Genomic DNA, 23313 nt, shown 5'->3' with positions numbered 1-23313 from the left:
TCTTGTAGAGGAGATGCCGGCCTAAAAATGAACAAAAAGACAAGTTATCAGTTTCTTTTGCCTTTACAGGTCAACTTGTTCCCTATGTACAAAATTGGATGTACGATGCTTAATCCACCATTTTCCATTCTCCTTCACAAACGAATCTTTATAAATGGTATATAGCGTTGTTTTCGATTCCTTCCCGTTTTGATTGCCCACCAATATCACGCGGCAATAACTTGTTGCTTCGGCTTTGTCTCCCTGTAGATCGATAGTCTGTTGTGCATTCTGATGGTAGACAGTATGAAAATTGGAGAGGAATGCAGAAAAAGCCTGTTGCAATTGTTTTCTGCCCTTTAACGGCGTTGAGGGCTTTCCACCAGAGATTGATACAACCTCGCCATCTTCGGTAAAGAGCATTACCTGCTTTTCTATTTCTTTTGTATCGGCCAGGTTCGAGAACTCATCTACCACATACTTAATCGCCATTTTGTCCTCGATGGCCGCAACTCTTTGTTCTAAATTTTTCTTTCCCATTTTTTGGGCAAATGTTAAAGTTGATAGAAAAATCAACACTGTAAATAATATTCTTGATTTCATAATTCTAATTTAATACTGGATTCCCAACCTTTATTACTGGCTACCTCGGCAACTGCCTTTGTATTGTTTGTTCGGGAAAGATAAACGATAAGGAAGATCAATATTGCGAAAACTAAAGCCGTATTTTAGATAGAACAGATTCATAATCTATGGTTTTAATCTATTTTCCAACCCTGCTCATCAGATGTTGTGGATACCTGGCACCTACAATCTCAATATGCGATATTGCTTCTTCAATCTTATTAAGATCATCCGCCGAAAGGTTGATTTCCGCACCACCAACGTTTTCCTGCAAACGATGCAGTTTTGTGGTACCTGGGATAGGGGCAATAAAGGGTTTTTTGGCCAAGAGCCATGCAAGGGCAAGCTGTGCGGGAGAAGCTTGTTTCTCATCTGCAATAATTTTCAAAAGATCGACCAGGGCTTGATTGGCCTTTCTGTTTTCTTCTGAAAAACGGGGCACTATATTACGGAAATCGCTGGCGTCAAATTTAGTTTGTTCATTGATCGCTCCTGTAAGGAATCCCTTTCCAAGCGGACTGAACGTAACGAAACCTATACCCAGTTCTTCGAGTGCAGGGATAATTTCCTTCTCGGTATCGCGGAAGAACAAAGAATATTCACTCTGCAAGGCTGTAACAGGTTCAACAGCATGTGCTTTGCGGATCGTATCAACGCCAGCCTCTGAAAGTCCCCAATGCCTGATCTTTCCTTCCTTGATAAGCTCCTGTATTGTTCCGGCTACCTCTTCAATGGGAACGTTAACATCCACACGATGCTGATAAAAAAGATCAATGTAATCGGTCTGCAGATAGCGCAGCGAATTTTCAGCCACCTGTCTGATCCTTTCCGGACGGCTATCCTGTCCTTTTGATGGATCGCCATCCACAAATCCAAATTTGGTAGCGATCACGACTTTTTCACGGAAAGGTTTGACCTCTTTCCCCAAAAGTGTTTCGTTCGCTCCCTGTCCATACGCTTCTGCCGTATCAAAGAAAGTGATACCCATTTCATAGGCGGACCTGATCAGGTCAATCGCCTGCTTTTCGTCGGTTGCCGGGCCGTATCCGTAACTTAGTCCCATACAACCAAGTCCAAGTGAGGATACTTCAAGACTGTCGTTTCCCAATTTTCTTGTTTTCATAATTCTACTATATTTAAAATATTGTTGCTACAGATTTTAAGATGATCCTTTTTCTTTTCGCTTCGATGGTACAAATTTCACCAACTTTCTAACCTTAATTGTTATATGGATTACTGCATGTTATACCATAATTACTGATTCGCATTGCATTAGGTCGCAGACACCGATTGAGGGTGTATATTTGGTGAAGAAATTAGAAATGATATGGAAAAAGTGATCAGGATCGATAGTGTTGGACAGTTCAGCGCAATGAACAATAATGAAACGCTTCATCCATTAGTGAATATTGTTGACCTCTCCAAGGCCGATGAAAGGCAGAACCGTAAATCAAATTATGGGTTCTATGCAGTCTTTCTTAAGGAGGTCAAATGCGGAGACCTCCAGTATGGTTGCAACTATTATGATTATGAAGAGGGAACCTTAGTGTTTGTAGGACCTGGTCAGGTCATAGGCGTAGAGAACAACGGTGAACTTTATCAGCCCAAAGGGACTGCGCTTGTGTTCCACCAAGATCTGATCAAAGGCACTTCCCTTGGCAGAAATATTGGTGAATACAATTTCTTTTCATATGAGGTGCACGAAGCCCTCCATCTTTCTGAAAGCGAGAGAAGATTAATTTACGATTGTTATAGTAAGATCCGAAGAGAGCTTCAAAGCAATATAGACAAGCACAGCAAGACACTAATTGTAAGTAATATTGAACTTCTGTTGAACTATTGTGTGCGGTTCTATGACCGGCAGTTCATTACAAGGGAAAACGTTAATAAGGGCATACTGCATAAATTTGAAGAGCTGCTCAATGGTTACTTTAGTTCTGAAAGACCAAAAGAAATAGGATTGCCATCAGTGGCGTATTGTGCAGAACAGTTGAATCTATCGCCCAATTATTTCGGCGACCTGATCAAAAAGGAAACGGGAAAATCTGCACAAGAATATATCCAGATGAAAGTAATGGATATTGCAAAGGAAAAGGTATTTGATGTGAGCAAAACCGTCAGCGAAATTGCTTATGAATTGGACTACAGATACCCACAACATTTTAGCCGTTCCTTTAAGCAGCACGTTGGCGTTTCCCCGAATGAATATAGATTGTTGAATTAACCCTGATACCGAAGTTTATGTAGCTATAAAACTTGGCTGCATCGAACCAAAAATAGGCCTTAGCGGGTCGTATACAATGATTTGAAAATTCCCTAAAAACAAATTAGCCCTTTAAGATATCTTAAAGGGCTAATGGGTGGAATATGGGGCTCGAACCCACGACCCTCGGTACCACAAACCGATGCTCTAACCAACTGAGCTAAAACCACCGTTTATTAATAAGGCAAAAATACAATTTTGACGGATCATTTTAAATTTTTTTACAAAAAAATTTGATTTAAACCCGTTTAAAGGCTGTTGTATGGTTAAGTGTTTGGTGAACAGTAGTTTTTAATTCTGCTGAGGCATATATTTTAAATCAAATGAAGAGAATACTGCTTCTTCTGCAGGTTTGCCTTTGAAATGAAGCCCGATACGTGGGCTTCTGTCCCATTGGGTTAAAGATTCGGCTTTAGGTTCTTCTGTAACTTTAAGTTCTTGCCATTCTTGATTTCCTTGTTTGAAAAATGCTGTAATTCTAAGGTCAGCTGTAGTTTTCAATTTAAGTTGTACCTGTTCATTAGTTGGCAGGTGTGCCGAGGCTAATATTTTATTTGCTTTATTTTGGACAGACCAGAACTGGACTGTATTTCCAGTCACACCTACACCGACTGCGGCAGTTGCATCTCCATAATAGGTTAATCCTTTTAATGCGTTATTGGAATTTACTACTGTTGTTAGGGCTTCAAATACGCCGGAAACCGGTCTCCTTGTTAACGCAATACCGGCTAAATTATCGTCATTTACTTTGCCTGATAAATGGAGGTTTTCAGCGTTTTGTGAAACAAGAGTGCCTGAATTTCGGAAATCCCATTGCCAGCCCAAATCTAGAGACGAATTTTTAAAGGACAGTTTTATATCTGGATTTAACTCCGGACCGGATTGTTCTTTTAACAAAGGCCATTCATTTTGTCCAGGCCATATCAGCTCAGCCAGCATTCCTTGTCTACCGGAAAATAGGGCTGTTTGTTTGTTGTAAGCATGATATAGATAGTATAATTTTCCATTTGCTCCTTCTGCAAATGTGCCATGGCCTGAACATTTCCAGGACGCATTTTCAGCCAATAGTGGATTTCCAGCGTATTTTTCATAAGGTCCTTCAAACGACTTTGATCTGGCAACCCCGACATTATAGTCGCATTGTATACCGCAGCAATTTCCGGCAGAATAAAAAAGGTAATAATAGTTGTCCTTTTTTAAAATACTCTGACCTTCCAAGCCCTTCCGCTGATCATCTTTTAACATAGAAAAGGGTTCACCTTCGGAACGTAATCCATCTTTTGATAGTTTTACTCCTAAGATCTCAATTGGTCTGTCATCCAGCCCATAAGCTTTATAAGTCATATACCTTGTTCCTTTATCCAGGAAAACAAAGGCATCTATTGCTTCTTTTCCGTGATCTATAATGACACCATGGTCGACGAATCCTTTATCTGGATATTTCGAAGTGGCTACTCCAATGCAGGAAATCTGATCTTTCTTTCTTCTGGCTGTATAGTAGATATAATAAGTTCCATCGTGATAATCATATTCTGGTGCCCAGAAAGACCCCATTGTCCATGCTGGCGCTTTGTCAAAAAGGTAACCCGTTTGTTTCCAGTTAATCAAATCTGAAGAGGTGTATATCGGAAAGTGGGGTGCCCACTCCGAGGAAGTGCCTATCGCGTAATATTTGTTATCTGCGCGAATAATTGAAGGATCGGCAAAGTCTCCGGGAATTACTGGATGTATGGCGTTCTGTGCAGACACGACATTTGATAGAAGAATTAAGTGAACTGCAGCAAGCAGTAATAGGCGTTGGCGTATTCTCATTTAGCTAAACTAATTTTAATTAATACAAATCCCTAGCTAAATTTCTAAACGTGATAATGATAAATCCGAATATTACAGACTGCTCGTGGATATGCTTTGTTAAGCGCTGAGGATAAATTGGGAATTATAGACAAAAAAAAAGCAGTCTGTGAAGACTGCTTTTGAAAATTTGGGGTGGAATATGGGGCTCGAACCCACGACCCTCGGTACCACAAACCGATGCTCTAACCAACTGAGCTAAAACCACCATGTTTTTCTGTTGACAAAAGTACGGTTTTAAATGAGCTTGTCAAATATTTAGGAGAATATATTTGAAATGAGTTTTAATTTATTCAGTACCAGTATATTAATTTTTGTAGGTTTCAATAGCTGCTGCGCATAATTTAGTTGTTCAAAAGGAATTATTACAGCCATAGCTTATTACCCGATCGTTTATCTGCGTATTTAGTGTCCTGTGTATTGTTGTGTTTGCTAGTTAAACAATATTTTATCTTCTGGTATTCTTGTTTAACATTTTTACGCTTTTACATCTAAAAAACTGTTCAATCTTTCTTTTTATATACAAAAGAATATTACATTTGAACTTACCCTTTTTAAGGGTATGTTTTTCATAGGTAGATGTAGGGCTGGAAATTTATTTCCAGCCCTTTTTTTTGTACCGCTTTCCGTATCTTTAGCACGCTATGCAAAAGAAAAAAATCATTGTTGCTGTAACCGGTGCGAGCGGATCTGTGTATGCCAAACTCCTTTTTGATAATTTGTTAACACTAACTGACCAGATTGCTAAGGTAGGTGTGGTGATGTCAGACAATGCAAAAGAAGTCTGGCGCTTCGAACTAGGCAACTCAGATTACGATAACTATCCTTTCGATTTTTATCATAAAATGGATTTTAATGCACCATTTGCATCAGGATCGGCCAAATTCGATACAATGATTATTGTACCATGCTCAATGGGAACATTAGGCAGGATCGCTCATGGAATTTCCAATGATTTGATTTCCAGGGCTGCCGATGTGATCTTAAAAGAACGACGTAAACTAATTGCCGTCGTACGCGACACGCCATTTAGCTTGATTCATATTAATAACATGAAGACAGTAACCGAGGCTGGTGGTATTATTTGCCCGGCCAATCCTAGTTTTTACCATATTCCAAAGACAATTGAAGAAGTTGCTCAGTCGGTCGTCAGCAGGGTTATAGATCTGGCAGGTCTGGAGATGGATAGTTTTCGCTGGAATGAGGAAAACTAATTTGACAATCCACCCAGCTATTGTATTCTGTAAGCCCGTGTAAAAGGTTATCTTTGCAGCTTTAAAACCCGTGGGGTTCGGTACTGTTCCATCAGGAAAAGCCCCAGCAGACGAATACGAATGAAGAAAGTAGCATTTTATACATTAGGTTGTAAGTTAAACTTTTCGGAGACTTCAACTATAGGCCGTCTATTTACTGATGCAGGTTATACTGTAGTCGACTTTACAGACGGTGCAGATGTGTATGTAATAAATACATGTTCTGTTACGGAGCATGCAGATAAAAAGTGCCGTAAGGTTGTTAAAGAGGCTTTAAAGTATGCACCTCATGCCTATGTGACTATTGTGGGTTGCTATGCACAACTTAAGCCTACAGAAATCGCAGAGATAGAAGGTGTAGATATGGTATTGGGGGCGGCAGAAAAGTTTCGTATTGTAGAATATATATCAGACCTGACCAAAAATCCAAAAGCAGTTATTCATCAGCAGGATATTGAAAAGGTAAATCATAATTTTATTGCAGCCTACTCCATTGGAGACCGTACACGTACTTTTTTAAAAGTTCAAGACGGCTGCGATTATCCATGTACTTACTGCACTATTCCACTGGCAAGAGGTGGAAGCAGGAGTGATACAATAGAAAATGTATTAAACCGTGCGCGTCAGATTGCCGAAAGCGGTGTAAAAGAGATTGTTTTAACGGGTGTGAATCTCGGAGATTTTGGTATCCGTGAAGGGCAGCGTGAAGATAAATTCTTTGATCTGGTCCGGGCGCTGGAAGAAGTGGAAGGGATTGACCGGTTTAGGATTTCCTCTATCGAGCCAAATCTGCTCAGTAATGAAATTATAAGCTTTGTCGCTAATTCAAAAAAGTTTGTTCCACATTTCCATATTCCTTTGCAATCGGGATCGGATAAAATCCTCGGGCTAATGAAGCGACGTTACCGTCGGGATTTATATACAGAAAGGGTAGCTGCCATTAAAAAGCAAATGCCAGATTGCTGTATTGGTGTAGATGTTATCGTTGGATTCCCAGGTGAGACCCAAGAAGATTTTCTGGAAACTTATGAGTTTTTGAATGGATTGGATGTTTCTTATCTCCATGTCTTTACTTACTCTGAGCGAGAGCAGACAGAAGCCGCCGCAATGCAGGGTAGCGTTACTGGTAGCACACGTGCCGACAGAAATAAAATGCTCCACATCCTTTCTGAGAAAAAGAGACGTGCTTTCTACGCTGCACAAGTTGGCAAAACAGGAGAGGTGTTGTTTGAGGATGATCAGAAAAGTGGTTACATGCACGGTTTCACCAGAAATTATGTTAAAGTAAAAGCTAAGTATGATCCTGTAATGGTAAACGAAGTTAAAACCGTTAAATTAGTGGGGTTAGCCGCTGATGGTGAGATGGAGGTTATGGAACTGGAAACTGTTTACAGCCACTCTTAATAAAGTATAAAACCTGAACTATGTTCCCTACCGTTTCTCATTTCTTATCATATGCATTTGGGATTGATATCCCCCTGCCCTTTAATACTTTCGGTGTATTTGTAGCGCTCGCATTTATTGCTGGTTATTGGGCATTTACTAAAGAATTACAAAGAAAAGAAGCGCTTGGTATACTACATCCGGTTACCCGTGTAGAAACTATAGGGCAGCCTGCGACATTAACTGAAATGATTTCTAATGGATTGTTCGGTTTTCTAATAGGGTATAAACTGATTTATGCATTGCTGAATTACAGACTGTTTGTAAATGATGCACAGTCGGTTTTACTTTCTCTGAAAGGCAATATCATCGGGGGTATCTTATTGGCAGCGTTATTCGTATACTGGGATTACAAAGAAAAGGGAAAATATAAGCTCGCTCAGCCTAAACAGGTAAAAATTACTGTTCATCCGCACGAACTCATGGGGCATATGATTGTCTGGGCTGCGGTATGGGGGTTTTTAGGTGCGAAGATTTTTGATAACCTTGAGCATTGGGATACTTTTGTTCAGGATCCGATTGGCGGACTTTTGTCTTTCAGTGGCCTTACCTTTTATGGCGGACTGATCTGTGGTGGTGCTGCTGTATTGTATATTGCCAGGAAAAATGGAATTAAACCGTTGCATATGCTGGACGTCGGCGGGCCCGGTATGATGCTTGCCTATAGCGTCGGCAGGATTGGCTGTCACCTTTCCGGTGATGGCGACTGGGGGATCGTAAATACACACGCCAAACCATTTAACTGGCTTCCTGATTGGCTGTGGGCATATACTTATCCTAATAACGTTGCGATGGAAGGTGTGCAGATTCCCGGTTGTACTGGACGTTTCTGTATGGAACTTCCTTTACCTGTTTATCCGACGCCTTTATACGAAGTTATAGTTTGTTTTATCTTATTTCTGGTGCTCTGGAGAATCCGTGAGCGCATCAAATTACCCGGAATGTTGTTTGGTATTTATCTGATGATGAATGGTATGGAAAGGTTCTTTGTAGAACTGATCCGTGTCAATACCAAGTATCATGTCGCTGGAATTGCATTTACACAGGCCGAATTGATTTCTGCTTTATTGTTTATCAGTGGTTTACTGATGGTGGTATCGGCAGTCCGGAAAGGAAATAAAGAAACATCTTAATCTAAGCGAATTGAATTACGAATTATTAAGCACCAAGGTGATCGCGATTACGCGTCTTGTCGGAAACTTTATCAGAAAAGAGTCTATGAATTTCAGCGCGAGTAGCATTGAAACGAAGGGATTAAATGATCTAGTTTCTTACGTGGATAAAACTGCGGAGCAACATCTGGTAGATAATCTGTCTACTTTAATACCTGAAGCCGGTTTCGTGACAGAAGAGGGTACGAGTCAAAAGAAGGGTGCTACATTTAACTGGATAATTGATCCTCTGGATGGTACCACTAACTTTATTCACGGTGTACCCGTTTATTCTATCAGCATTGCGCTTTATGAAGGGGAGGAGCCTGTACTCGGTGTGGTATATGAAATTAACCGCGGAGAGATGTTCTACAGCTATCAGGGTGCTCCGGCTTTTTTAAATAATAAAGTGATACGTGTTTCTCAACGTAACAGGCTAAGTGATACTTTGCTTGCGACTGGATTTCCTTACTATCAGTTTGATCAGCAACAGGAATATATGAAGTTACTCGCTGAACTAATGCAGCAAACACATGGTTTGAGAAGAATGGGCTCTGCTGCGGTAGATCTCGCCTATGTAGCATGTGGACGTTTTGATGCTTTTTTTGAATATAATCTGAATTCATACGATGTGGCTGGCGGTGCTTTTCTCGTTAAACAGGCAGGCGGACAGGTAATGAATTTTAGCGGTGGACCTGAATTTATTCAAAAAAGGGAAATACTCGCTACGAATGGTCTGATTGATCAGGAAATTTTATCGGCAATTGGAAAGCATTTTAATAAAGCCTGATCTGTTTATTAAATGAGATCTGTGCTATAGAAAGAGTATAAAAAAAGCGTGTTATCGTTCGATAACACGCTTTTTTTATACTCCTTAAGATGGATTTTACATTGCGTTGGATACAACTTCTTTGACCTCAGGCACCATACGTTGTAATAAGTTCTGGATACCGGATTTTAAAGTGATCGTAGACGACGGACATCCACTGCATGATCCACGTAGTTCTACTGTAACTACGCCTTCATCAAAAGATTTATAGCTGATCGCGCCGCCATCCTGCTCTACTGCCGGACGGACATAATCAAATAGAATCTGCTGAATTTTCTTTTCCAGATCAGTTCCTTCAAATGCTGGAGCTTCTTCGGCTGTAACCTCTTTGATTTTATATTCTGATTCCACAGCACCTTTTACGAATTCTTTGAGAATCGGTTCGATATCTGCCCATTCTGCATCTTCAGTTTTGGTAATCGTCACGAAATTACTTGCGAAAAACACGCCGTTAACGAAATTAAACTTGAATAATTCAGAAGCAAATGGAGAGATTGCCGCGCTTTCCTTTGTTGCAAAATCCTCGCTGCCGTTAATTAGAAGCTTATTTACCATGAACTTCATGGTAGCAGGATTTGGTGTTTGTTCTGTATATACGTTAATAGTCATGGTCTGTTTTTTCTTACAAAAATATATAATTCGTCATTCAAACGCAGATATCGGTGTCTGTTTTAGGTCATTATCTTTAAAATGATTCTAAAATACTCCGGTATAGTTAAATGGCGTGATTTGTTTCAGCTCTGCTTTCAGATCCTCATTAATTTGAAGTCCGTCAATAAATTCTGCCATAGTGTGTGCTGTTATCTTCTGGTTGGTACGTGTAAGGTCTTTTAAGGCCTCGTAAGGATTTGGATAAGCTTCTCTGCGCAATACAGTTTGAATAGCTTCCGCCACCACTGCCCAGTTATTTTCCAGGTCGGCCGCAATAGCTTCTTCATTCAGCAATAATTTATTCAATCCTTTAATTGTAGAAGCTATGGTAATCATAGTATGGGCTAATGGAACACCTACGTTTCTTAAAACTGTAGAATCCGTTAGATCTCTTTGTAATCTGGAAACTGGAAGTTTAGCAGCAAAAAATTCAAAAAGCGCATTCGCTAATCCGGCATTACCTTCTGCATTTTCAAAGTCAATCGGGTTAACTTTATGCGGCATTGCTGAAGATCCAACTTCTCCTTCTTTAATCTTCTGTTTGAAATAGTTTTTGGAGATATACGCCCAGATATCGCGGTCCATATCTACTATAATCGTATTAATTCTTTTCAGCGCATCGCATTGTGCGGCAAACTGATCGTAATGTTCAATTTGCGTGGTGTGCTGCGCACGGCTCAGCCCCAGTGTTTCATTGACGAACTGGTTACTGAATTCTACCCAGCTGATTTGTGGGTACGCAATGTGGTGTGCATTGAAATTTCCGGTAGCTCCGCCAAATTTTGCACTGTTTGGAATTTGCTTAAGGCTTGCCAGTTGTATTTCAAGTCTCTCTGCAAAAACCAGAAATTCCTTACCCAATTTAGTAGGGGAAGCAGGCTGTCCATGAGTATGGGCTAAAAGTGGTACATCTTTCCAGTCAGCAGCGAGTTCTTTGATCCTTTCAATCAGTTTGGTAATCTGCGGATAATATACTTCAGCTAAAGCAAGTTTAAAAGTATAAGGGATGGCCGTATTATTGATATCTTGAGATGTCAGGCCAAAATGAATAAATTCTTTGAATTCCTGAAGACCCAGGTTATCAAAACGTTTTTTAATAAAATATTCTACTGCCTTAACATCATGGTTTGTTACTTTTTCAGTATCCTTTACTTCCTGCGCATCTGCATCGCTAAACCCTGTGAAGATTTCACGAAGTTTACCATAGTTCGAACGGTCGAAACTGCTTAAACCAGCAAGTCCTGTTTCACAAAGAGCGATGAAATATTCAATCTCTACATAAATTCTGTATTTGATCAGTGCAGACTCTGAAAAGTACTTTGCCAGATCCTGAGTGGTGCTTCTGTAGCGTCCGTCGACCGGGGAGATGGCCTGAAGTGAAGATAAATTCATGAATGGGTTTGTTTTTTACTGCCCAAAGATACCCAAATCTATGTCAAAAAAAAAGGCTTTGGATTGATCCAAAGCCTTTTTATAAGGGTAATTCTAGCTTAGTGAGCTGGTTTAACTTCAGTAGTAGTAGTTTTAACAGCAGTATCTTGAACTGTAGAATCTTTAACTGTAGTATCAACGTCAGTAACGATAGTTGAAGAATCAGTTACAGTTGTATCTACTGCTTCAGCTTTGTTTTCTGAGTTACATGCTGCTACTGATAAAGAGATTGCTAAAGCTAAAAAGCCGAATTTAAATAAGTTTTTCATTTGAATACTGTTTAAAATAATTAATTAATTTTACAGATTAATACCCCAAAGGCCAAAAGGTAACCCAGCTTTTTAAAAAAAAGATTAAAGTTTTTTTTTGTCTAATATTGGGTTACCATTTACATATAAATGTATTAATAGTGAGTAATAAGTTAAGCAGTTCAGTTCCAACAGATAGAGAGGTAGTTTTAGGTATACTGAATAACTCGGAAGATGTGCTCAACAGGTTGTACATCGGATATTTTCCGATGATTTTGCAACTGATCTTGAATAATAATGGGGATGAAGACGACGCGAAGGATGTGTATCAGGAAGCTATTATTATATTATATAACAAGATAAAGAGCGGAGATTTCGAATTAAGCAGTAAACTGAAAACATATATTTATTCCGTATGCAGAAGAATCTGGTTGAAAAAACTTGCACAGCAAAGTAAAACAACCGGTAATGTTTCGGATTTTGAAGATGTAATCGCAGTTGATGTTGATGTAGAGGAGCACGAAGAAAAAGATCTTCAATTTGAGAAAATGGGTTCAGCATTGAAAAATCTGGGCGAACCCTGCAAAACAATTATTCAGGATTTTTATATTAACAATCTCAGCATGCAGGATATTTGCGAGAAGTTTGGCTATACCAATACGGATAATGCCAAGACTCAAAAATATAAATGCTTGCAAAGATTAAAGAAGTTATTTTTCAAACCTGACACGGCATGAGGAACGAGATAGAATTAGAAGCAATTATTGAAGATTACCTATTGGGTAAATTATCCCCGGAAGAAAAAGAAGGCTTTGAGCTGCTGCGGGTAAATGATCCTGCTGTGGATCATAAAGTAGTTGCACATAAATTCTTCTTAGACTCTCTGAAGCAATATGGAGATATGCATTCCTTAATTCAGAAAATGGATAAGGCGCATGCAGAAATGGATATGGAAAGCCTTATAGAGGAATACAAACCGCATCCTTCTTATATAGTGAACATGTGGCGTAAAAATAAATCTGCTTTTGCTATTGCGGCTTCTTTTCTGCTTATCAGTATATTTTCGATCTATTCTATACAACATAATACCAAACAGAACGGTACTTATGAGGTAATGCGCAGGGAAATTACAAATATTAAAAACAGTCAGAATAAACTCGTCCGGTCATTAAATGCTCCTGCCAAACAGGAAAAAGGTCATTTGAACGCGGCTAAGTTTGGCGGTACCGGTTTTGCTTTAACTGCAAATGGTTATTTATGTACTAACTTCCATGTGATCCGGGATGCTGATTCAATCTATGTACAAAATAATAAAGGTGATTCTTATAAAGTAAAGGTTGTTTATCGTGATCCACAGTATGATATTGCGATTCTTAAAATTATTGATGAATCATTCAGCCCACTTGCAACTTTGCCTTACAAACTTAAAAAGAATGCAATTGGCATGGGAGAAAATGTATATACATTAGGTTTCCCTAAAGATGATGCGGTTCTTGGCGAAGGTTACGTAAGTTCCAGAACCGGACATGGCGGAGATACTACACAATACCAGGTTTCTATTCCTATTAATCCAGGAAACAGCGGAGGTCCATTACTTGATAATCAGGGTAATATCATTGGTGTAATTACAGCTAAAGAGAATCAGGTTGAAGGTGCCGCTTTTGCGATCAAATCTAAATATATTCTGGAGGCATTAAATGCGATTCCACAAGACTCCTTGGGTAAAAAGGTAGCTTTTTCTAAAAAGAATCCTTTGCAAGGTCTTAATAGAACCAGACAGATTGAAAAGATCGAAGACTATGTTTATATGATTAAGGTCTATAATTAATTTTAATTTTTTTATTGGAAAGCCCGGTGCATTTGTGCCGGGCTTTTTTTTGTCTTTTATATCAGGAAAGTCATAGTCAGCGGACAAATGTAAAATCCAGTTGTATTTCTTTGTTTTTCCATTCAATATCTACTACATTAGTAGTAATTAAAATGATCATATTCAATTAAATTATATATTATGAGTATCAGAATAGGAGATATAGCTCCCAATTTTAACGCTAAAACATCAATTGGTGACATTGATTTTTATGAATTTCTGGGTGATAACTGGGGTGTCATTTTTTCTCATCCTGCAGATTATACTCCGGTATGTACTACAGAACTTGGACGTACAGCTTCTTTAAAAGGAGAGTTTGAAAAAAGAGGGGTCAAGGTCATCGCCCTGAGTGTAGATTCAGTTGAGTCGCATCAAGGCTGGATCAACGATATTAATGAAACACAAAATACGGAGGTTGAATTTCCAATTATCGCAGATGAAGAGAAAGAAGTGGCCAACCTATACGACATGATTCATCCAAATGCATCTGAGACACTTACAGTGCGTTCTTTGTTTATCATCTCACCAGATAAGAAAATAAAACTTATGTTAACTTATCCGGCTTCCACAGGTAGAAATTTTGATGAGGTATTAAGGGTAATTGACTCTCTGCAATTAACGGCAAAGTATAGTGTAGCTACTCCTGCAGACTGGAAAGATGGTGACGATGTAGTCGTAATGAACAGTATCAAAACTGAAGATATTCCTGCTAAATTTCCGAAAGGCCATAAAGTGATCAAACCTTATCTGCGTACTACTCCGCAACCTAATAAATAATTTTTCAAAACTTATTGGTTTTTTTTAAATTTAATATAACGGAATTTTAAAATTCAAAAGAGTTTAAAATCTGCCTGATGAACAGGTTAAGGCAAGAAATTATTAATTTTTACAATTAGCATTATGAGTACCGGAAGAGTAAAATGGTTCGACACGCAAAAGGGTTATGGATTTATAGTTTATGAAGGTAATAAAGACATTTTCGTTCACTTCAAAGACGTCGCCGGGGGCATAGAAAGTCTGAAAGAAAATGATGAGGTAGAATTCGAAGTTGCCGAAGGTAAAAAAGGGCTGCAGGCAGTGCATGTTAAAAAAGTCTGATCCATGCCATACACAAAAGCCTCACCTTAATATAAATAAGGTGAGGCTTTTGTGATTATTTTTTCTAATAGTGCTGAATGATCCGTGCTTTAATGATTATTTTTCCTTTTTTAGTACTCTGTGTAAAAAGATAGAAAATATGATCTTCCGGCTGAATACGATACTTAGAAACTAAAGCAGCTGCCTTATCCGGGTAATTTCTAACTATTACATTTCCCATTAATCCTTTTTCTTTCTTGAGTTCACCTGCGGTTTTAATAGAATCGATCTTGAATATCCGTCCTGGAAACTGAGATTGTAATTCAACGGAGTGATAGAGCTGAGTCTGGGGATGAATTCTATATAAGCCATATCGTTCTGCTATTAGCTGAAATGCGCCGCTTTTAAGTAACGCAACATCCGGTTCGTAGAGATAGTGGCCCTGAACTGGTTCTTCTTCAGGAGCAACGATCTTTTCCTCACCTCTACGAAAGCTGAAATGTTTAATCTGATCGTTAATGGTATGTGCTACAATCTCTGGACTGCCTTGGAAATCTCTTTTCAGAATCCAGATCAGTTCTTTGCACTCATTTTTTACACTGATAATATGCACTTCAGCGACATTTGTCAGTTCCTTTAGTCCGGCTGAAATATCCAGAAGCGGCGCAGTTTTAATCATCACCTGATTACTTCTGCTCAATAATAAACCGAGGTGCTGAACTACATCAGGACTGCAGTCTTTTAACTGAAATACTTTACTGCCTGCAGCTCTTCTTGCAGGGTCCAGATAGATACAGTCAAACTGGGCATTTGATGCTTTTAGATATTCAATCCCATCGCCATTTATAAACTGAATGTTTTTTTCCTGAAGCGGGTGTGCATTCGATGCGGCAATATCAGACAATGCTGCATTATACTCGCAGTGTATTACTGTACTAAATTTTCTAGCGAAGTAATAACAATCAACCCCAAATCCACCTGTAAGGTCTATTAAGCTTTCGCCCTTAACTAAGGTCGCTTTAAATTCAGCTGTAGTCTCCGAAGAACATTGTTCCATGGACAGTAGCGGGGGATAGTACACTCCTTTAGTCTTGAACCAGTCAGGAAGCTTTTTTTCTGCCTTTTTACGAGAAGCTAGCTGCATGGATAGTTCCTGTCCGCTGATACCCGGAAAGGAACTTTTTGACAAAGCAACTTGGTTTACATCCAGGGATGAATTCTCAAATAAAAAGTCCTGCACCTGCGGCTGAAGAATGGCTTTATTCACTGGCTGATTTATCTTTCATTACCATCTGACAGGTATTTCTGCTTTTTACTTCCAGTAGGATGTTTTTATTTGTGCTAACGCGGTTTATAGTGTCCTGATTGTAATAACGAATAGTGACGAGCTCAAGGCCTTCGTTATATTTCACTTTGTAATCTGCGGACAATGCCTGGATCAGCTGGCTTATTTTGTCTTTATCCTGATCTACGCTTACGGAAAAGCTTAAAGCAGAATTCAGCATGGTATTTACTTTAACCTTATGCTGATGAAAAAGGTTAAATATATGACTCAGGTTTTCTTCTATAATAAAAGAGAAATCTTTAGGTAAAATTGAAATCAAAACCTGATCGACCTTAAATATAAAAGACGGAACAGGTAAAGGACTGGTTTGCTGGTCAATGACAGTACCTGCCCCTTCAGGCTCAATAAACGATCTGACGTATAGTGGTATATTTTTGTTCTGCAGCGGTTTAATGGTTTTTGGATGGATTACCGTGGCACCATAATACGTTAGTTCAATCGCATCATGATAGGAAAGCTGCGGGATCATTTGTGTCTGGTCAAACCATTTCGGATCGGCATTTAAGACGCCGGGTACATCTTTCCATATAGTTAGCGCCCTGGCATCTAGGCAAGAGCAAAAGATGGCTGCGGAATAATCTGAACCTTCTCTGCCCAGTGTAGTCGTGAAATTCTCACTTGTACCGCCAATGAAGCCTTGCGTGACTACAACGGATGTCTGTAAAAGCGGGGCAAGATCCTGTACAATTCCGGACTTGGTTTCTTCCCAGTCCACTATGCCTTCTCTATAACTGTTATCTGTCTTAATGTAGTTTCTCGCGTCTACCCATACCGCTTTAACGCCATCTTGTTGAAGATAGGCTGCCACAATCCGTGTCGATAAGAGTTCTCCTACAGATACAATCTGATCGTAAATATATTCTGCTGAATCGTTGGCTTCTTCTTCCAGCAACCATTCAATCTCCACAAAAGTATTGGCTATCTCATTGATAACGGGTTGTGTAGGATTGTCAAAAAGCTCCTCGATAATTTGAAAATGAGCAGTTTTTACTTCTTCCAGAATTGTTGTTGCGCGCTCTTCTCCGTTGATATAGGCATAGGCAAGTTCTTCCAGTTTATTAGTGGTTTTGCCAATTGCAGAAACTACGACCAGTAATTTCTCAGGAGCAGTAGCCCTGATAATTCCCGCCATATTTTTTATCGCAGCGGCATTGAATACTGAGGCACCGCCGAATTTGTATACTTCCATTAGTGGATGAAATTGTTTAAGACTGAAGCAGGTTTTAGAAACTCTTTAATCTGTGAATAAGGGATAATTAATTCTGTGACACCAGCTGCATAGGGCTTAATCTCATAGGGGTTGTAAAGGAACATAAGGCCGTCAGGAGTGAGTGTAAATGTTTGTGCTAAAGCGAACTTTCCCCCATCAAAAAAGTATCCGTCAGATAGGCTGGCTGTAGTACTTAATTTTTCATTCTTCCTAAATATCTTCTCCGCAACTGCAACCAATTGTGTTTTGGAATCTGTCTTAACCAATGAGTCCAGTGTGATAACTTTACCAGATTGGGGATTGTAATTTAAATAGGAGAATAACGTATTTGGATGTGCACCACCTTTATATTCGGAATAAGTGAATTTAAGAGACAGATAATTCGGATAGTTTGCTGCTACTTTTAAATCGATATATTCAAACCAGGAGTTGCCGTTTGGATTGTTATCCTTGGTGTTAAAGACATCGAATTCTTTAATGAACCCTGCCGTTAACTCATTGTAAGTCTTAAATTGTAATTTTTTTCCGCTTAAGGACAGAACTTCGTTAGTGACATACTGATTTACACTTTCCGTATTAAATACAGGAAATATGACTTTTGCCGTTGTTGGTTCCTGATTTGCTCCTTCACCAAGTAATTTACTGGTACTGACAACCTTAACCGAGTCGAATTTATACTTTAAGGTATCTGTCAGGCTAACGGTCTCAGTGGATTGATCGGCTGTATTTTTTCCTTTAGGTGTATTGGATGTGCAGGCATACAGGCCTGTCAATAAAATTAATCCGGCAATGCTTTTAGTTTTCATAAAGTTTGGATTTTGTAAATGAAGCATTTAACCAGTCTGCCTCAAGGTCAGCCTGGTATTTTTTATAGAAACGGATTGCTGGTTCATTCCAGTCGAGGACCTGCCAGTTCATTCCGTTAAATTTTTGGGTTCTGGCTTCCTCAATTACCCGTTCGAACAATAATTTTCCAATTCCTGTGCCACGTTTGGATTCGGTAACTAAAAAATCTTCGAGATATAGTCTTTTACCTTTCCACGTCGAATACCTCACGTAATATAAAGCCATACCATGAATGCCATCTTCATCTTCAGCAACAAAAGCTTTCCAGACAGGATCTTTACCGAAGCCTGCATCTTGAAACTCTTCTAAAGTTACAGTCACTTCTTGAGGAGCTTTCTCAAATAAGGCAAGCTCATGTATTAACTCTAATAAACGAGGACAATCGGCCTTCTCGGCAAATCTTAAGTTTATTTCCATTAGGCTTTAGGGGCTTTAATTTTACGTGTTCCGAAAATACTGCTTCCCACGCGGATCATAGTTGAACCCTCTTCTATGGCTAGTTTATAATCGCCTGACATACCCATAGATAACTCTTTGAAAGTGTCAATTTTACGAAAAAAACTAACTTTGATACCATCGAAGAGAACTTTTAATTCCTGAAACTCATCCTTAGTCTGCTTATCACTAGCCTGATTACTAGCAATGCCCATCAGACCTGTTATTCTTATATTCTCCATAGCAAGATATTCTTCGCTCATTAATAACTCCACAGCCTCAGCATGATCCAGTCCGAATTTGGTTTCCTCATCTGCGATATAGATCTGCAGCAGGCAGTCAATTACCCGTTTATTTTTTAAAGCTTGTTTATTGATCTCGATAAGTAGTTTTAGGCTATCTACTGATTGTATCAGACTGATGAACGGCGCAATATATTTCACCTTATTGGTTTGCAGGTGACCGATCATATGCCACTGGATATCTTTCGGAAGTGTCTCTTGTTTCTCAACCAATTCCTGAACGATATTTTCGCCGAAAATACGCTGTCCGGCGTCATAGGCCTCTTGTACGGCCGTTGCGTTATTGAATTTAGATACAGCTATTAATTCTACGCCCTCACCTTCTAATTCTTTTTTATATTTCAATAAGTTGTCTGCTATGCTCATTTATCAGTATTTTTGGTAAAATTAACAACCTTAGCCCAAATAGCTAAGAAAAATTAATGTTTTACCTGAGCGTATGTATGCTTCCCGGCCCGCTGCTCCACAATTTTTATAGAAAATAAGCCATAACATGAAATATTTGTGCTACGCCTGTTTGATGGCTGTCATTCTGGCCGCCTGTGAATCTTCGAAGGTTCCAAAAGAATTTATTCAACCCGACCAGATGTCTGATATATTATATGATATGCATCTTGCAGATGGTTATATTTCTTCTGTTCCCGGACAGGATTCTGCAAGAAAAGTCAGTGCTGCCTGGTATAATGGAATTTACAAGAAGTACCATGTAGACTCTGCGTTGTATTCCATAAGTCTGGATTACTATTATAAGGAACCTGAATTGCTGAGTGGTGTTTATAATAAGGTTTCTGAGAGACTTAAAAAGGTAAAAGAAGTGGAAGATAAAGCCGAGGAAAAACGGAAGAAGATTCGTGAAGACAAGGTTAAAAAATTAAAACAAGACAGCCTGGACAGGGTTAAAAAAAGATTGAAACCTTTGAAAACCGACAGTGCTAAAAAGGTACGATTAAGATGATATATCCCGAGAATTGTTTAGACAGATTAGGATTTAGTGAAGTCCGGGAATTGCTGTATAAGCATTGCCTGAGCCCGATGGGCCAATATATGGTTAGCAAAATGCAGGTCATGACCAAATATGACCAGATTAACAAATTTTTGAGGCAAACCAAAGAATTTAAAAGTATCCTGGAAAATCAGGAACCGTTACAGATCAGTTCCTTTTATGATATTAAATCGCTCGCGGATAAGATCCGTGTAGAAGGAAGTTATTTAATGGAGGAAGAATTGTTTCAGATCTACCTCTCTTTACAGACGGTTTTTTCTGTATTGCGTTTTTTTGAAGAAAGAAAAGAAGTATATCCTAATCTGGAAGCACTTTTCGAACATCTTCCTGTAGAAAAAACTATACTTAGGAAAATCGAGGCTGTATTGGATCCGAAAGGAAAAATCAAACCTAATGCATCTGCAAAGCTCCAGGAAATCACTGCTGAAATATCTAAAGCTGAACAGGAAGTCCGTAAGCGGATGGATAGTATTTACAAGCAGGCAGTATCCAGTAACTGGGTAGCCGATGGTAGTCTGACTGTAAGGGACGGCAGAATATGTATTCCTATATTGGCCGAGAATAAAAGGAAACTTAAGGGGTTTATTCACGATGAGTCTGCCAGCGGCCAGACAGTTTATCTCGAGCCGGAAGAGGTTTTTACACTGAATAATAAGATCAGAGACCTGGAGTTCGATAAGAGGAGGGAAATTATACGGATATTGATTGCATTGACCGATGAATTAAGACCTTATCAGCCGTTACTTATCTCTTACCACGGTTTCCTGACTAAACTGGATTTTGTAAGGGCCAAAGCTTTGTTTGCCATTGAGGTAGAAGCGGATATGCCGGTACTGGTTACTGAACCAAGAATCAAGCTAATTAATGCCAGACATCCATTACTTTACCTTTCTTTTAAAGAAGATAAAAAGACGGTGGTTCCGCTGAATATGCATATGAATGCAGATATGCGTATTATTCTTGTATCGGGACCAAATGCAGGTGGAAAGTCGGTCTGTATGAAAACGGTTGGACTGCTGCAGCTTATGGTGCAGACAGGCTTGTTAATTCCCGTACATGAATCCAGTGAAGTGGGAGTATTTGAAAATATTTTTGCGGATATCGGTGACGATCAAAGTATTGAGAGTGACTTGAGTACTTACAGTGCCCATCTAACTAAAATGCGTTACTTTGTTGCACATGCTACGCCGAAAACACTGGTAATGATCGACGAATTTGGTACCGGAACTGATCCGCAGTTTGGTGGTCCAATGGCTGAGGCGGTTCTGGAAGTTCTGAATAAAAGAAAAGTTAGAGGCGTAATTACAACTCACTATTCCAATCTGAAACTCTTTGCGGGTAATACACCGGGTCTGGAAAATGCATCGATGTTATTTGATAATGATCGAATGAAACCCATGTATGTTCTGGAAATCGGTAAGCCAGGTAGTTCATATGCATTTGAAATAGCGCAGAATATTGGTTTGCAGCCCGAAGTCCTGGCATTAGCTCGTGAGAAAACTGGAACGAATCAGAATAGAATTGACAGCTTATTAGTCGACTTGGAGCGGGAGAAAAAGCAGATCTATGATACTAAAATTCAACTGTCTACGCAACAGAATAAAGTGAAAAACTTGGTTTCTGAAAATGAGAAATTACAGGAATTCCTCGAAGAAAATCGCAGAACTCTAATTCGGGAAGCAAAACTTGAAGCACAGACAATCATTAAGAACGCTAATAAACTTGTTGAAAATACCATTGCAGGTATAAAGGAGAACCAGGCTGATAAAGAAGCAACACGCCAATTGCGACAGAATTTACATAAAGAACTCGTTCAGCATCAGGTGAAGGAAGAAAAAAAGGTGGTTAAAGTAGCCGAACCTTTAAACACTCCTATCGAAGTAGGAGATTGGGTACAATTGCTTAATAGTGATACGACTGGCCAGGTTCTGGAGATTAACAGAGGAAACCTTGTTCTTGCTTTGGGAGATCTGCGTTCAGTAGTTAAGAAAGACAGAGTTCAGAAAATAAGTAATAAGCAGATTAAAAAACTCGTGCAGTCCAATTCTTTCTCCGGTAGAATCTCTGATGCTATTGGTAATTTCAGTGCAGAATTAGATCTGCGGGGAATGCGTGCGGAAGCAGCGATTCAGGAGGTAGAAAAGTATATGGATAAATCAATCATGATGGGCTTTCCATTTATTAAGTTGATTCATGGAAAAGGGGATGGCATACTGCGTAAAATGATTAGGGAATACTTGCGTAAGTACAAGCAAGTCAATCGTATGGAGGATGAGCATGCCGATCGTGGCGGCGATGGGATCACCTACGTATATTTTAATTAATGTTTTAAACATAATTTCAGCACAGGTGTTTGTGTGTTAAACACCTGTGCAAATGAAAATTATTTTTACTTTTCTGTTTTTGTTTTTACTGCTGCAGTCCTGCGAGAAAAGCAAAGACAACGAAGGTCTCCCTACACCACCTGCCTTAGAACTCCAGTCTGAGATTCTAGCTCAATCTTTACAACATCCCTGGGAAATTGTATATGGACCGGATGAAATGATCTGGTTAACAGAAAGATCGGGGAAAATCAGCCGGCTAAATCCTAATAATGGTGTCGTCAGCCTGCTACACACAATTCCTGAAGTAAATAGCATTGGTGAAGGTGGCTTGTTAGGTATGGTACTCCATCCGAATTTTGAAAGCAATCCATATGTCTATGTAGTATATGACTATGGCTCTGGAAATAACTATCAGGGGAAGGTTGTCCGTTTCTCTTATAAAAATTCGACACTGAGCGACCCCAAAATTTTGTTGGATCATATCCCCGCTGCTGCGAATCATAATGGCTCCAGGTTGTTGATTACTGCCGACGAGAAATTGCTGATTACTACAGGCGATGCGGGCGTACCTTCTAATGCACAGCAAAACAATAGTCTTTCTGGCAAAATTCTGCGTATTAATCTTGATGGATCTATACCTGCTGATAATCCTTTTCCCGGCAATGCAGTTTGGTCTACAGGACATAGAAATGCACAAGGGTTAGCTTTAACCAACGATAAATTATATTCTTCTGAACACGGCCCGGATACAGATGATGAGATTAATTTGATTCGAAAAGGAATGAACTATGGCTGGCCAGATGTTACAGGTTTTTGTAATACATCACAAGAAAAAGTATTCTGTACCAGTAAGGCCATTGTAGAACCGCTATATACGTGGACACCTACCATAGCGCCTTCTGGTCTAATTTACTATCATCACGATTTAATACCGCAGTGGAAGAATTCTTTGTTAGTGGTAGCTTTGAAAGGCACCTCGATGTTGCAGTTAAAGCTAGATGATACAGGTACACGTATAGAATCGGTTAAATCATATTTTCAGGGCGAATTCGGAAGATTACGGGCTATTTGTCAGTCTCCTGATGGAAAAGTTTATTTGGCAACAAGCAATGGGAATAGAGATATGGTTATTCGTGTATCCCCACTTTAATAGGCTTTTTTATTTGTTCTCCCTATTAATT

23 protein-coding genes and 2 tRNA genes are annotated in these 23313 nt (G+C 39.3%); 12 read left to right on the top strand and 13 right to left on the bottom strand.

Annotation, left to right across the window (positions count from 1 at the left end):
- Positions 1-63 precede the first annotated feature (63 nt).
- Positions 64-582, bottom strand: a complete 519-nt coding sequence (locus tag BM192_RS04970; protein ID WP_037443469.1) for a nuclear transport factor 2 family protein — start codon at positions 580-582, stop codon at positions 64-66.
- Between the two features lie 160 nt (positions 583-742).
- Positions 743-1726 (bottom strand): aldo/keto reductase, encoded by a 984-nt coding sequence (locus BM192_RS04965; RefSeq protein WP_037443470.1) that lies wholly within the window; start codon positions 1724-1726, stop codon positions 743-745.
- Positions 1727-1930: 204 nt separating this feature from the next.
- On the opposite strand from BM192_RS04965, the gene BM192_RS04960 reads away from it, so the two are divergent.
- Positions 1931-2827 carry a helix-turn-helix domain-containing protein gene (locus tag BM192_RS04960; RefSeq protein ID WP_037443471.1) on the top strand — a complete coding sequence of 299 codons (897 nt, stop codon included), beginning with the start codon at positions 1931-1933 and terminating at the stop codon, positions 2825-2827.
- A gap of 134 nt (positions 2828-2961) precedes the next feature.
- On the opposite strand, the gene BM192_RS04955 is transcribed toward BM192_RS04960, so the two are convergent.
- The 3 genes from BM192_RS04955 to BM192_RS04945 all read right to left on the bottom strand — a co-directional run bounded on the left by BM192_RS04955 (position 2962) and on the right by BM192_RS04945 (position 4925).
- Positions 2962-3037, bottom strand: a tRNA-His gene (locus BM192_RS04955).
- Between the two features lie 120 nt (positions 3038-3157).
- Complete coding sequence (locus tag BM192_RS04950; RefSeq protein WP_037443473.1) at positions 3158-4678, bottom strand: glycoside hydrolase family 43 protein; 1521 nt, start codon at positions 4676-4678, stop codon at positions 3158-3160.
- A gap of 170 nt (positions 4679-4848) precedes the next feature.
- A tRNA-His gene (locus BM192_RS04945) sits at positions 4849-4925 on the bottom strand.
- Between the two features lie 436 nt (positions 4926-5361).
- Here BM192_RS04945 and BM192_RS04940 point away from each other — a divergent pair.
- The 4 genes from BM192_RS04940 (at position 5362) to BM192_RS04925 (ending at position 9354) form a co-directional block, all read left to right on the top strand.
- Positions 5362-5931 (top strand): UbiX family flavin prenyltransferase, encoded by a 570-nt coding sequence (locus BM192_RS04940; protein ID WP_037443475.1) that lies wholly within the window; start codon positions 5362-5364, stop codon positions 5929-5931.
- Positions 5932-6051: 120 nt separating this feature from the next.
- Positions 6052-7374, top strand: coding sequence for a tRNA (N(6)-L-threonylcarbamoyladenosine(37)-C(2))-methylthiotransferase MtaB (mtaB, locus tag BM192_RS04935; RefSeq protein ID WP_037443477.1), 1323 nt, complete (start codon positions 6052-6054; stop codon positions 7372-7374).
- Between the two features lie 20 nt (positions 7375-7394).
- Positions 7395-8546: a prolipoprotein diacylglyceryl transferase gene (locus BM192_RS04930; protein WP_037443479.1), complete on the top strand. Its 1152-nt coding sequence runs from the start codon at positions 7395-7397 to the stop codon at positions 8544-8546.
- Positions 8547-8556: 10 nt separating this feature from the next.
- Positions 8557-9354: an inositol monophosphatase family protein gene (locus BM192_RS04925; RefSeq protein WP_074591195.1), complete on the top strand. Its 798-nt coding sequence runs from the start codon at positions 8557-8559 to the stop codon at positions 9352-9354.
- Positions 9355-9450: 96 nt separating this feature from the next.
- Here the strand turns inward: BM192_RS04925 and BM192_RS04920 are convergent, their stop codons facing one another.
- The 3 genes from BM192_RS04920 to BM192_RS04910 all read right to left on the bottom strand — a co-directional run bounded on the left by BM192_RS04920 (position 9451) and on the right by BM192_RS04910 (position 11744).
- Positions 9451-10002: a NifU family protein gene (locus tag BM192_RS04920; RefSeq protein WP_037441610.1), complete on the bottom strand. Its 552-nt coding sequence runs from the start codon at positions 10000-10002 to the stop codon at positions 9451-9453.
- Positions 10003-10089: 87 nt separating this feature from the next.
- Complete coding sequence (gene purB / locus BM192_RS04915) at positions 10090-11436, bottom strand: adenylosuccinate lyase (RefSeq protein WP_037441612.1); 1347 nt, start codon at positions 11434-11436, stop codon at positions 10090-10092.
- Positions 11437-11534: 98 nt separating this feature from the next.
- Positions 11535-11744 carry a hypothetical protein gene (locus tag BM192_RS04910; RefSeq protein WP_037441614.1) on the bottom strand — a complete coding sequence of 70 codons (210 nt, stop codon included), beginning with the start codon at positions 11742-11744 and terminating at the stop codon, positions 11535-11537.
- Positions 11745-11884: 140 nt separating this feature from the next.
- Here BM192_RS04910 and BM192_RS04905 point away from each other — a divergent pair, with 140 nt between their 5' ends.
- The 4 genes from BM192_RS04905 (at position 11885) to BM192_RS04890 (ending at position 14688) form a co-directional block, all read left to right on the top strand.
- A complete protein-coding gene (locus BM192_RS04905; RefSeq protein ID WP_037441616.1) occupies positions 11885-12460 on the top strand; it encodes an RNA polymerase sigma factor in 576 nt (191 codons plus the stop codon).
- The gene (locus BM192_RS04900; RefSeq protein ID WP_074591191.1) at positions 12457-13551 is read left to right on the top strand and encodes a S1C family serine protease; all 1095 of its coding nucleotides are present in this window, start codon (positions 12457-12459) and stop codon (positions 13549-13551) included. The genes BM192_RS04905 and BM192_RS04900 overlap by 4 nt, the downstream gene beginning before the upstream one ends.
- Before the next feature lie 180 nt (positions 13552-13731).
- Complete coding sequence (locus tag BM192_RS04895) at positions 13732-14367, top strand: peroxiredoxin (RefSeq protein ID WP_037441619.1); 636 nt, start codon at positions 13732-13734, stop codon at positions 14365-14367.
- Positions 14368-14490: 123 nt separating this feature from the next.
- The gene (locus BM192_RS04890; protein ID WP_037441620.1) at positions 14491-14688 is read left to right on the top strand and encodes a cold-shock protein; all 198 of its coding nucleotides are present in this window, start codon (positions 14491-14493) and stop codon (positions 14686-14688) included.
- Between the two features lie 64 nt (positions 14689-14752).
- On the opposite strand, the gene BM192_RS04885 is transcribed toward BM192_RS04890, so the two are convergent.
- Genes BM192_RS04885 through BM192_RS04865 form a run of 5 tightly spaced genes read right to left on the bottom strand, consistent with a single transcriptional unit; the run spans position 14753 to position 19171 of the window.
- Complete coding sequence (locus BM192_RS04885; protein ID WP_037441622.1) at positions 14753-15934, bottom strand: class I SAM-dependent methyltransferase; 1182 nt, start codon at positions 15932-15934, stop codon at positions 14753-14755.
- Positions 15927-17201, bottom strand: coding sequence for an aspartate kinase (locus BM192_RS04880; RefSeq protein WP_037441624.1), 1275 nt, complete (start codon positions 17199-17201; stop codon positions 15927-15929). The genes BM192_RS04885 and BM192_RS04880 overlap by 8 nt, the downstream gene beginning before the upstream one ends.
- Positions 17201-18028, bottom strand: a complete 828-nt coding sequence (locus BM192_RS04875; protein WP_037441627.1) for a DUF3298 and DUF4163 domain-containing protein — start codon at positions 18026-18028, stop codon at positions 17201-17203. Before BM192_RS04875 ends, BM192_RS04880 begins: the two co-directional genes overlap by 1 nt.
- Positions 18018-18485 carry a GNAT family N-acetyltransferase gene (locus BM192_RS04870; protein WP_037441628.1) on the bottom strand — a complete coding sequence of 156 codons (468 nt, stop codon included), beginning with the start codon at positions 18483-18485 and terminating at the stop codon, positions 18018-18020. Before BM192_RS04870 ends, BM192_RS04875 begins: the two co-directional genes overlap by 11 nt.
- Positions 18485-19171: a YggS family pyridoxal phosphate-dependent enzyme gene (locus tag BM192_RS04865; RefSeq protein ID WP_037441630.1), complete on the bottom strand. Its 687-nt coding sequence runs from the start codon at positions 19169-19171 to the stop codon at positions 18485-18487. Before BM192_RS04865 ends, BM192_RS04870 begins: the two co-directional genes overlap by 1 nt.
- Positions 19172-19298: 127 nt before the next feature.
- Between BM192_RS04865 and BM192_RS04860 the strand changes: the two genes are divergently transcribed.
- Genes BM192_RS04860 through BM192_RS04850 form a run of 3 tightly spaced genes read left to right on the top strand, consistent with a single transcriptional unit; the run spans position 19299 to position 23282 of the window.
- Positions 19299-19760: a DUF4296 domain-containing protein gene (locus BM192_RS04860; protein ID WP_081857520.1), complete on the top strand. Its 462-nt coding sequence runs from the start codon at positions 19299-19301 to the stop codon at positions 19758-19760.
- On the top strand, positions 19757-22132 hold the full coding sequence (locus tag BM192_RS04855; protein ID WP_037441635.1) for an endonuclease MutS2: 2376 nt from the start codon (positions 19757-19759) through the stop codon (positions 22130-22132). The genes BM192_RS04860 and BM192_RS04855 overlap by 4 nt, the downstream gene beginning before the upstream one ends.
- 52 nt (positions 22133-22184) lie before the next feature.
- Positions 22185-23282, top strand: a complete 1098-nt coding sequence (locus BM192_RS04850; protein WP_037441637.1) for a PQQ-dependent sugar dehydrogenase — start codon at positions 22185-22187, stop codon at positions 23280-23282.
- Positions 23283-23313 lie beyond the last annotated feature (31 nt).

It is taken from the genome of Pedobacter antarcticus, assembly GCF_900112985.1.
GTDB lineage: Bacteria > Bacteroidota > Bacteroidia > Sphingobacteriales > Sphingobacteriaceae > Pedobacter > Pedobacter antarcticus.
This window is presented reverse-complemented; position numbering and strand designations above follow the sequence as displayed.

Excerpts from the sequence above, each read along its gene's own strand:
- BM192_RS04960 (WP_037443471.1), top strand. The coding sequence starts at position 1,931 with ATGGAAAAAGTGATCAGGATCGATAGTGTTGGACAGTTCAGCGCAATG.
- BM192_RS04910 (WP_037441614.1), bottom strand. The coding sequence starts at position 11,744 with ATGAAAAACTTATTTAAATTCGGCTTTTTAGCTTTAGCAATCTCTTTA.
- mtaB (WP_037443477.1), top strand. The coding sequence starts at position 6,052 with ATGAAGAAAGTAGCATTTTATACATTAGGTTGTAAGTTAAACTTTTCG.
- BM192_RS04920 (WP_037441610.1), bottom strand. The coding sequence starts at position 10,002 with ATGACTATTAACGTATATACAGAACAAACACCAAATCCTGCTACCATG.
- BM192_RS04900 (WP_074591191.1), top strand. The coding sequence starts at position 12,457 with ATGAGGAACGAGATAGAATTAGAAGCAATTATTGAAGATTACCTATTG.
- BM192_RS04855 (WP_037441635.1), top strand. The coding sequence starts at position 19,757 with ATGATATATCCCGAGAATTGTTTAGACAGATTAGGATTTAGTGAAGTC.
- BM192_RS04930 (WP_037443479.1), top strand. The coding sequence starts at position 7,395 with ATGTTCCCTACCGTTTCTCATTTCTTATCATATGCATTTGGGATTGAT.
- BM192_RS04865 (WP_037441630.1), bottom strand. The coding sequence starts at position 19,171 with ATGAGCATAGCAGACAACTTATTGAAATATAAAAAAGAATTAGAAGGT.
- purB (WP_037441612.1), bottom strand. The coding sequence starts at position 11,436 with ATGAATTTATCTTCACTTCAGGCCATCTCCCCGGTCGACGGACGCTAC.
- BM192_RS04890 (WP_037441620.1), top strand. The coding sequence starts at position 14,491 with ATGAGTACCGGAAGAGTAAAATGGTTCGACACGCAAAAGGGTTATGGA.
- BM192_RS04875 (WP_037441627.1), bottom strand. The coding sequence starts at position 18,028 with ATGAAAACTAAAAGCATTGCCGGATTAATTTTATTGACAGGCCTGTAT.
- BM192_RS04940 (WP_037443475.1), top strand. The coding sequence starts at position 5,362 with ATGCAAAAGAAAAAAATCATTGTTGCTGTAACCGGTGCGAGCGGATCT.
- BM192_RS04880 (WP_037441624.1), bottom strand. The coding sequence starts at position 17,201 with ATGGAAGTATACAAATTCGGCGGTGCCTCAGTATTCAATGCCGCTGCG.
- BM192_RS04850 (WP_037441637.1), top strand. The coding sequence starts at position 22,185 with ATGAAAATTATTTTTACTTTTCTGTTTTTGTTTTTACTGCTGCAGTCC.
- BM192_RS04950 (WP_037443473.1), bottom strand. The coding sequence starts at position 4,678 with ATGAGAATACGCCAACGCCTATTACTGCTTGCTGCAGTTCACTTAATT.
- BM192_RS04970 (WP_037443469.1), bottom strand. The coding sequence starts at position 582 with ATGAAATCAAGAATATTATTTACAGTGTTGATTTTTCTATCAACTTTA.
- BM192_RS04860 (WP_081857520.1), top strand. The coding sequence starts at position 19,299 with ATGAAATATTTGTGCTACGCCTGTTTGATGGCTGTCATTCTGGCCGCC.
- BM192_RS04870 (WP_037441628.1), bottom strand. The coding sequence starts at position 18,485 with ATGGAAATAAACTTAAGATTTGCCGAGAAGGCCGATTGTCCTCGTTTA.
- BM192_RS04965 (WP_037443470.1), bottom strand. The coding sequence starts at position 1,726 with ATGAAAACAAGAAAATTGGGAAACGACAGTCTTGAAGTATCCTCACTT.
- BM192_RS04895 (WP_037441619.1), top strand. The coding sequence starts at position 13,732 with ATGAGTATCAGAATAGGAGATATAGCTCCCAATTTTAACGCTAAAACA.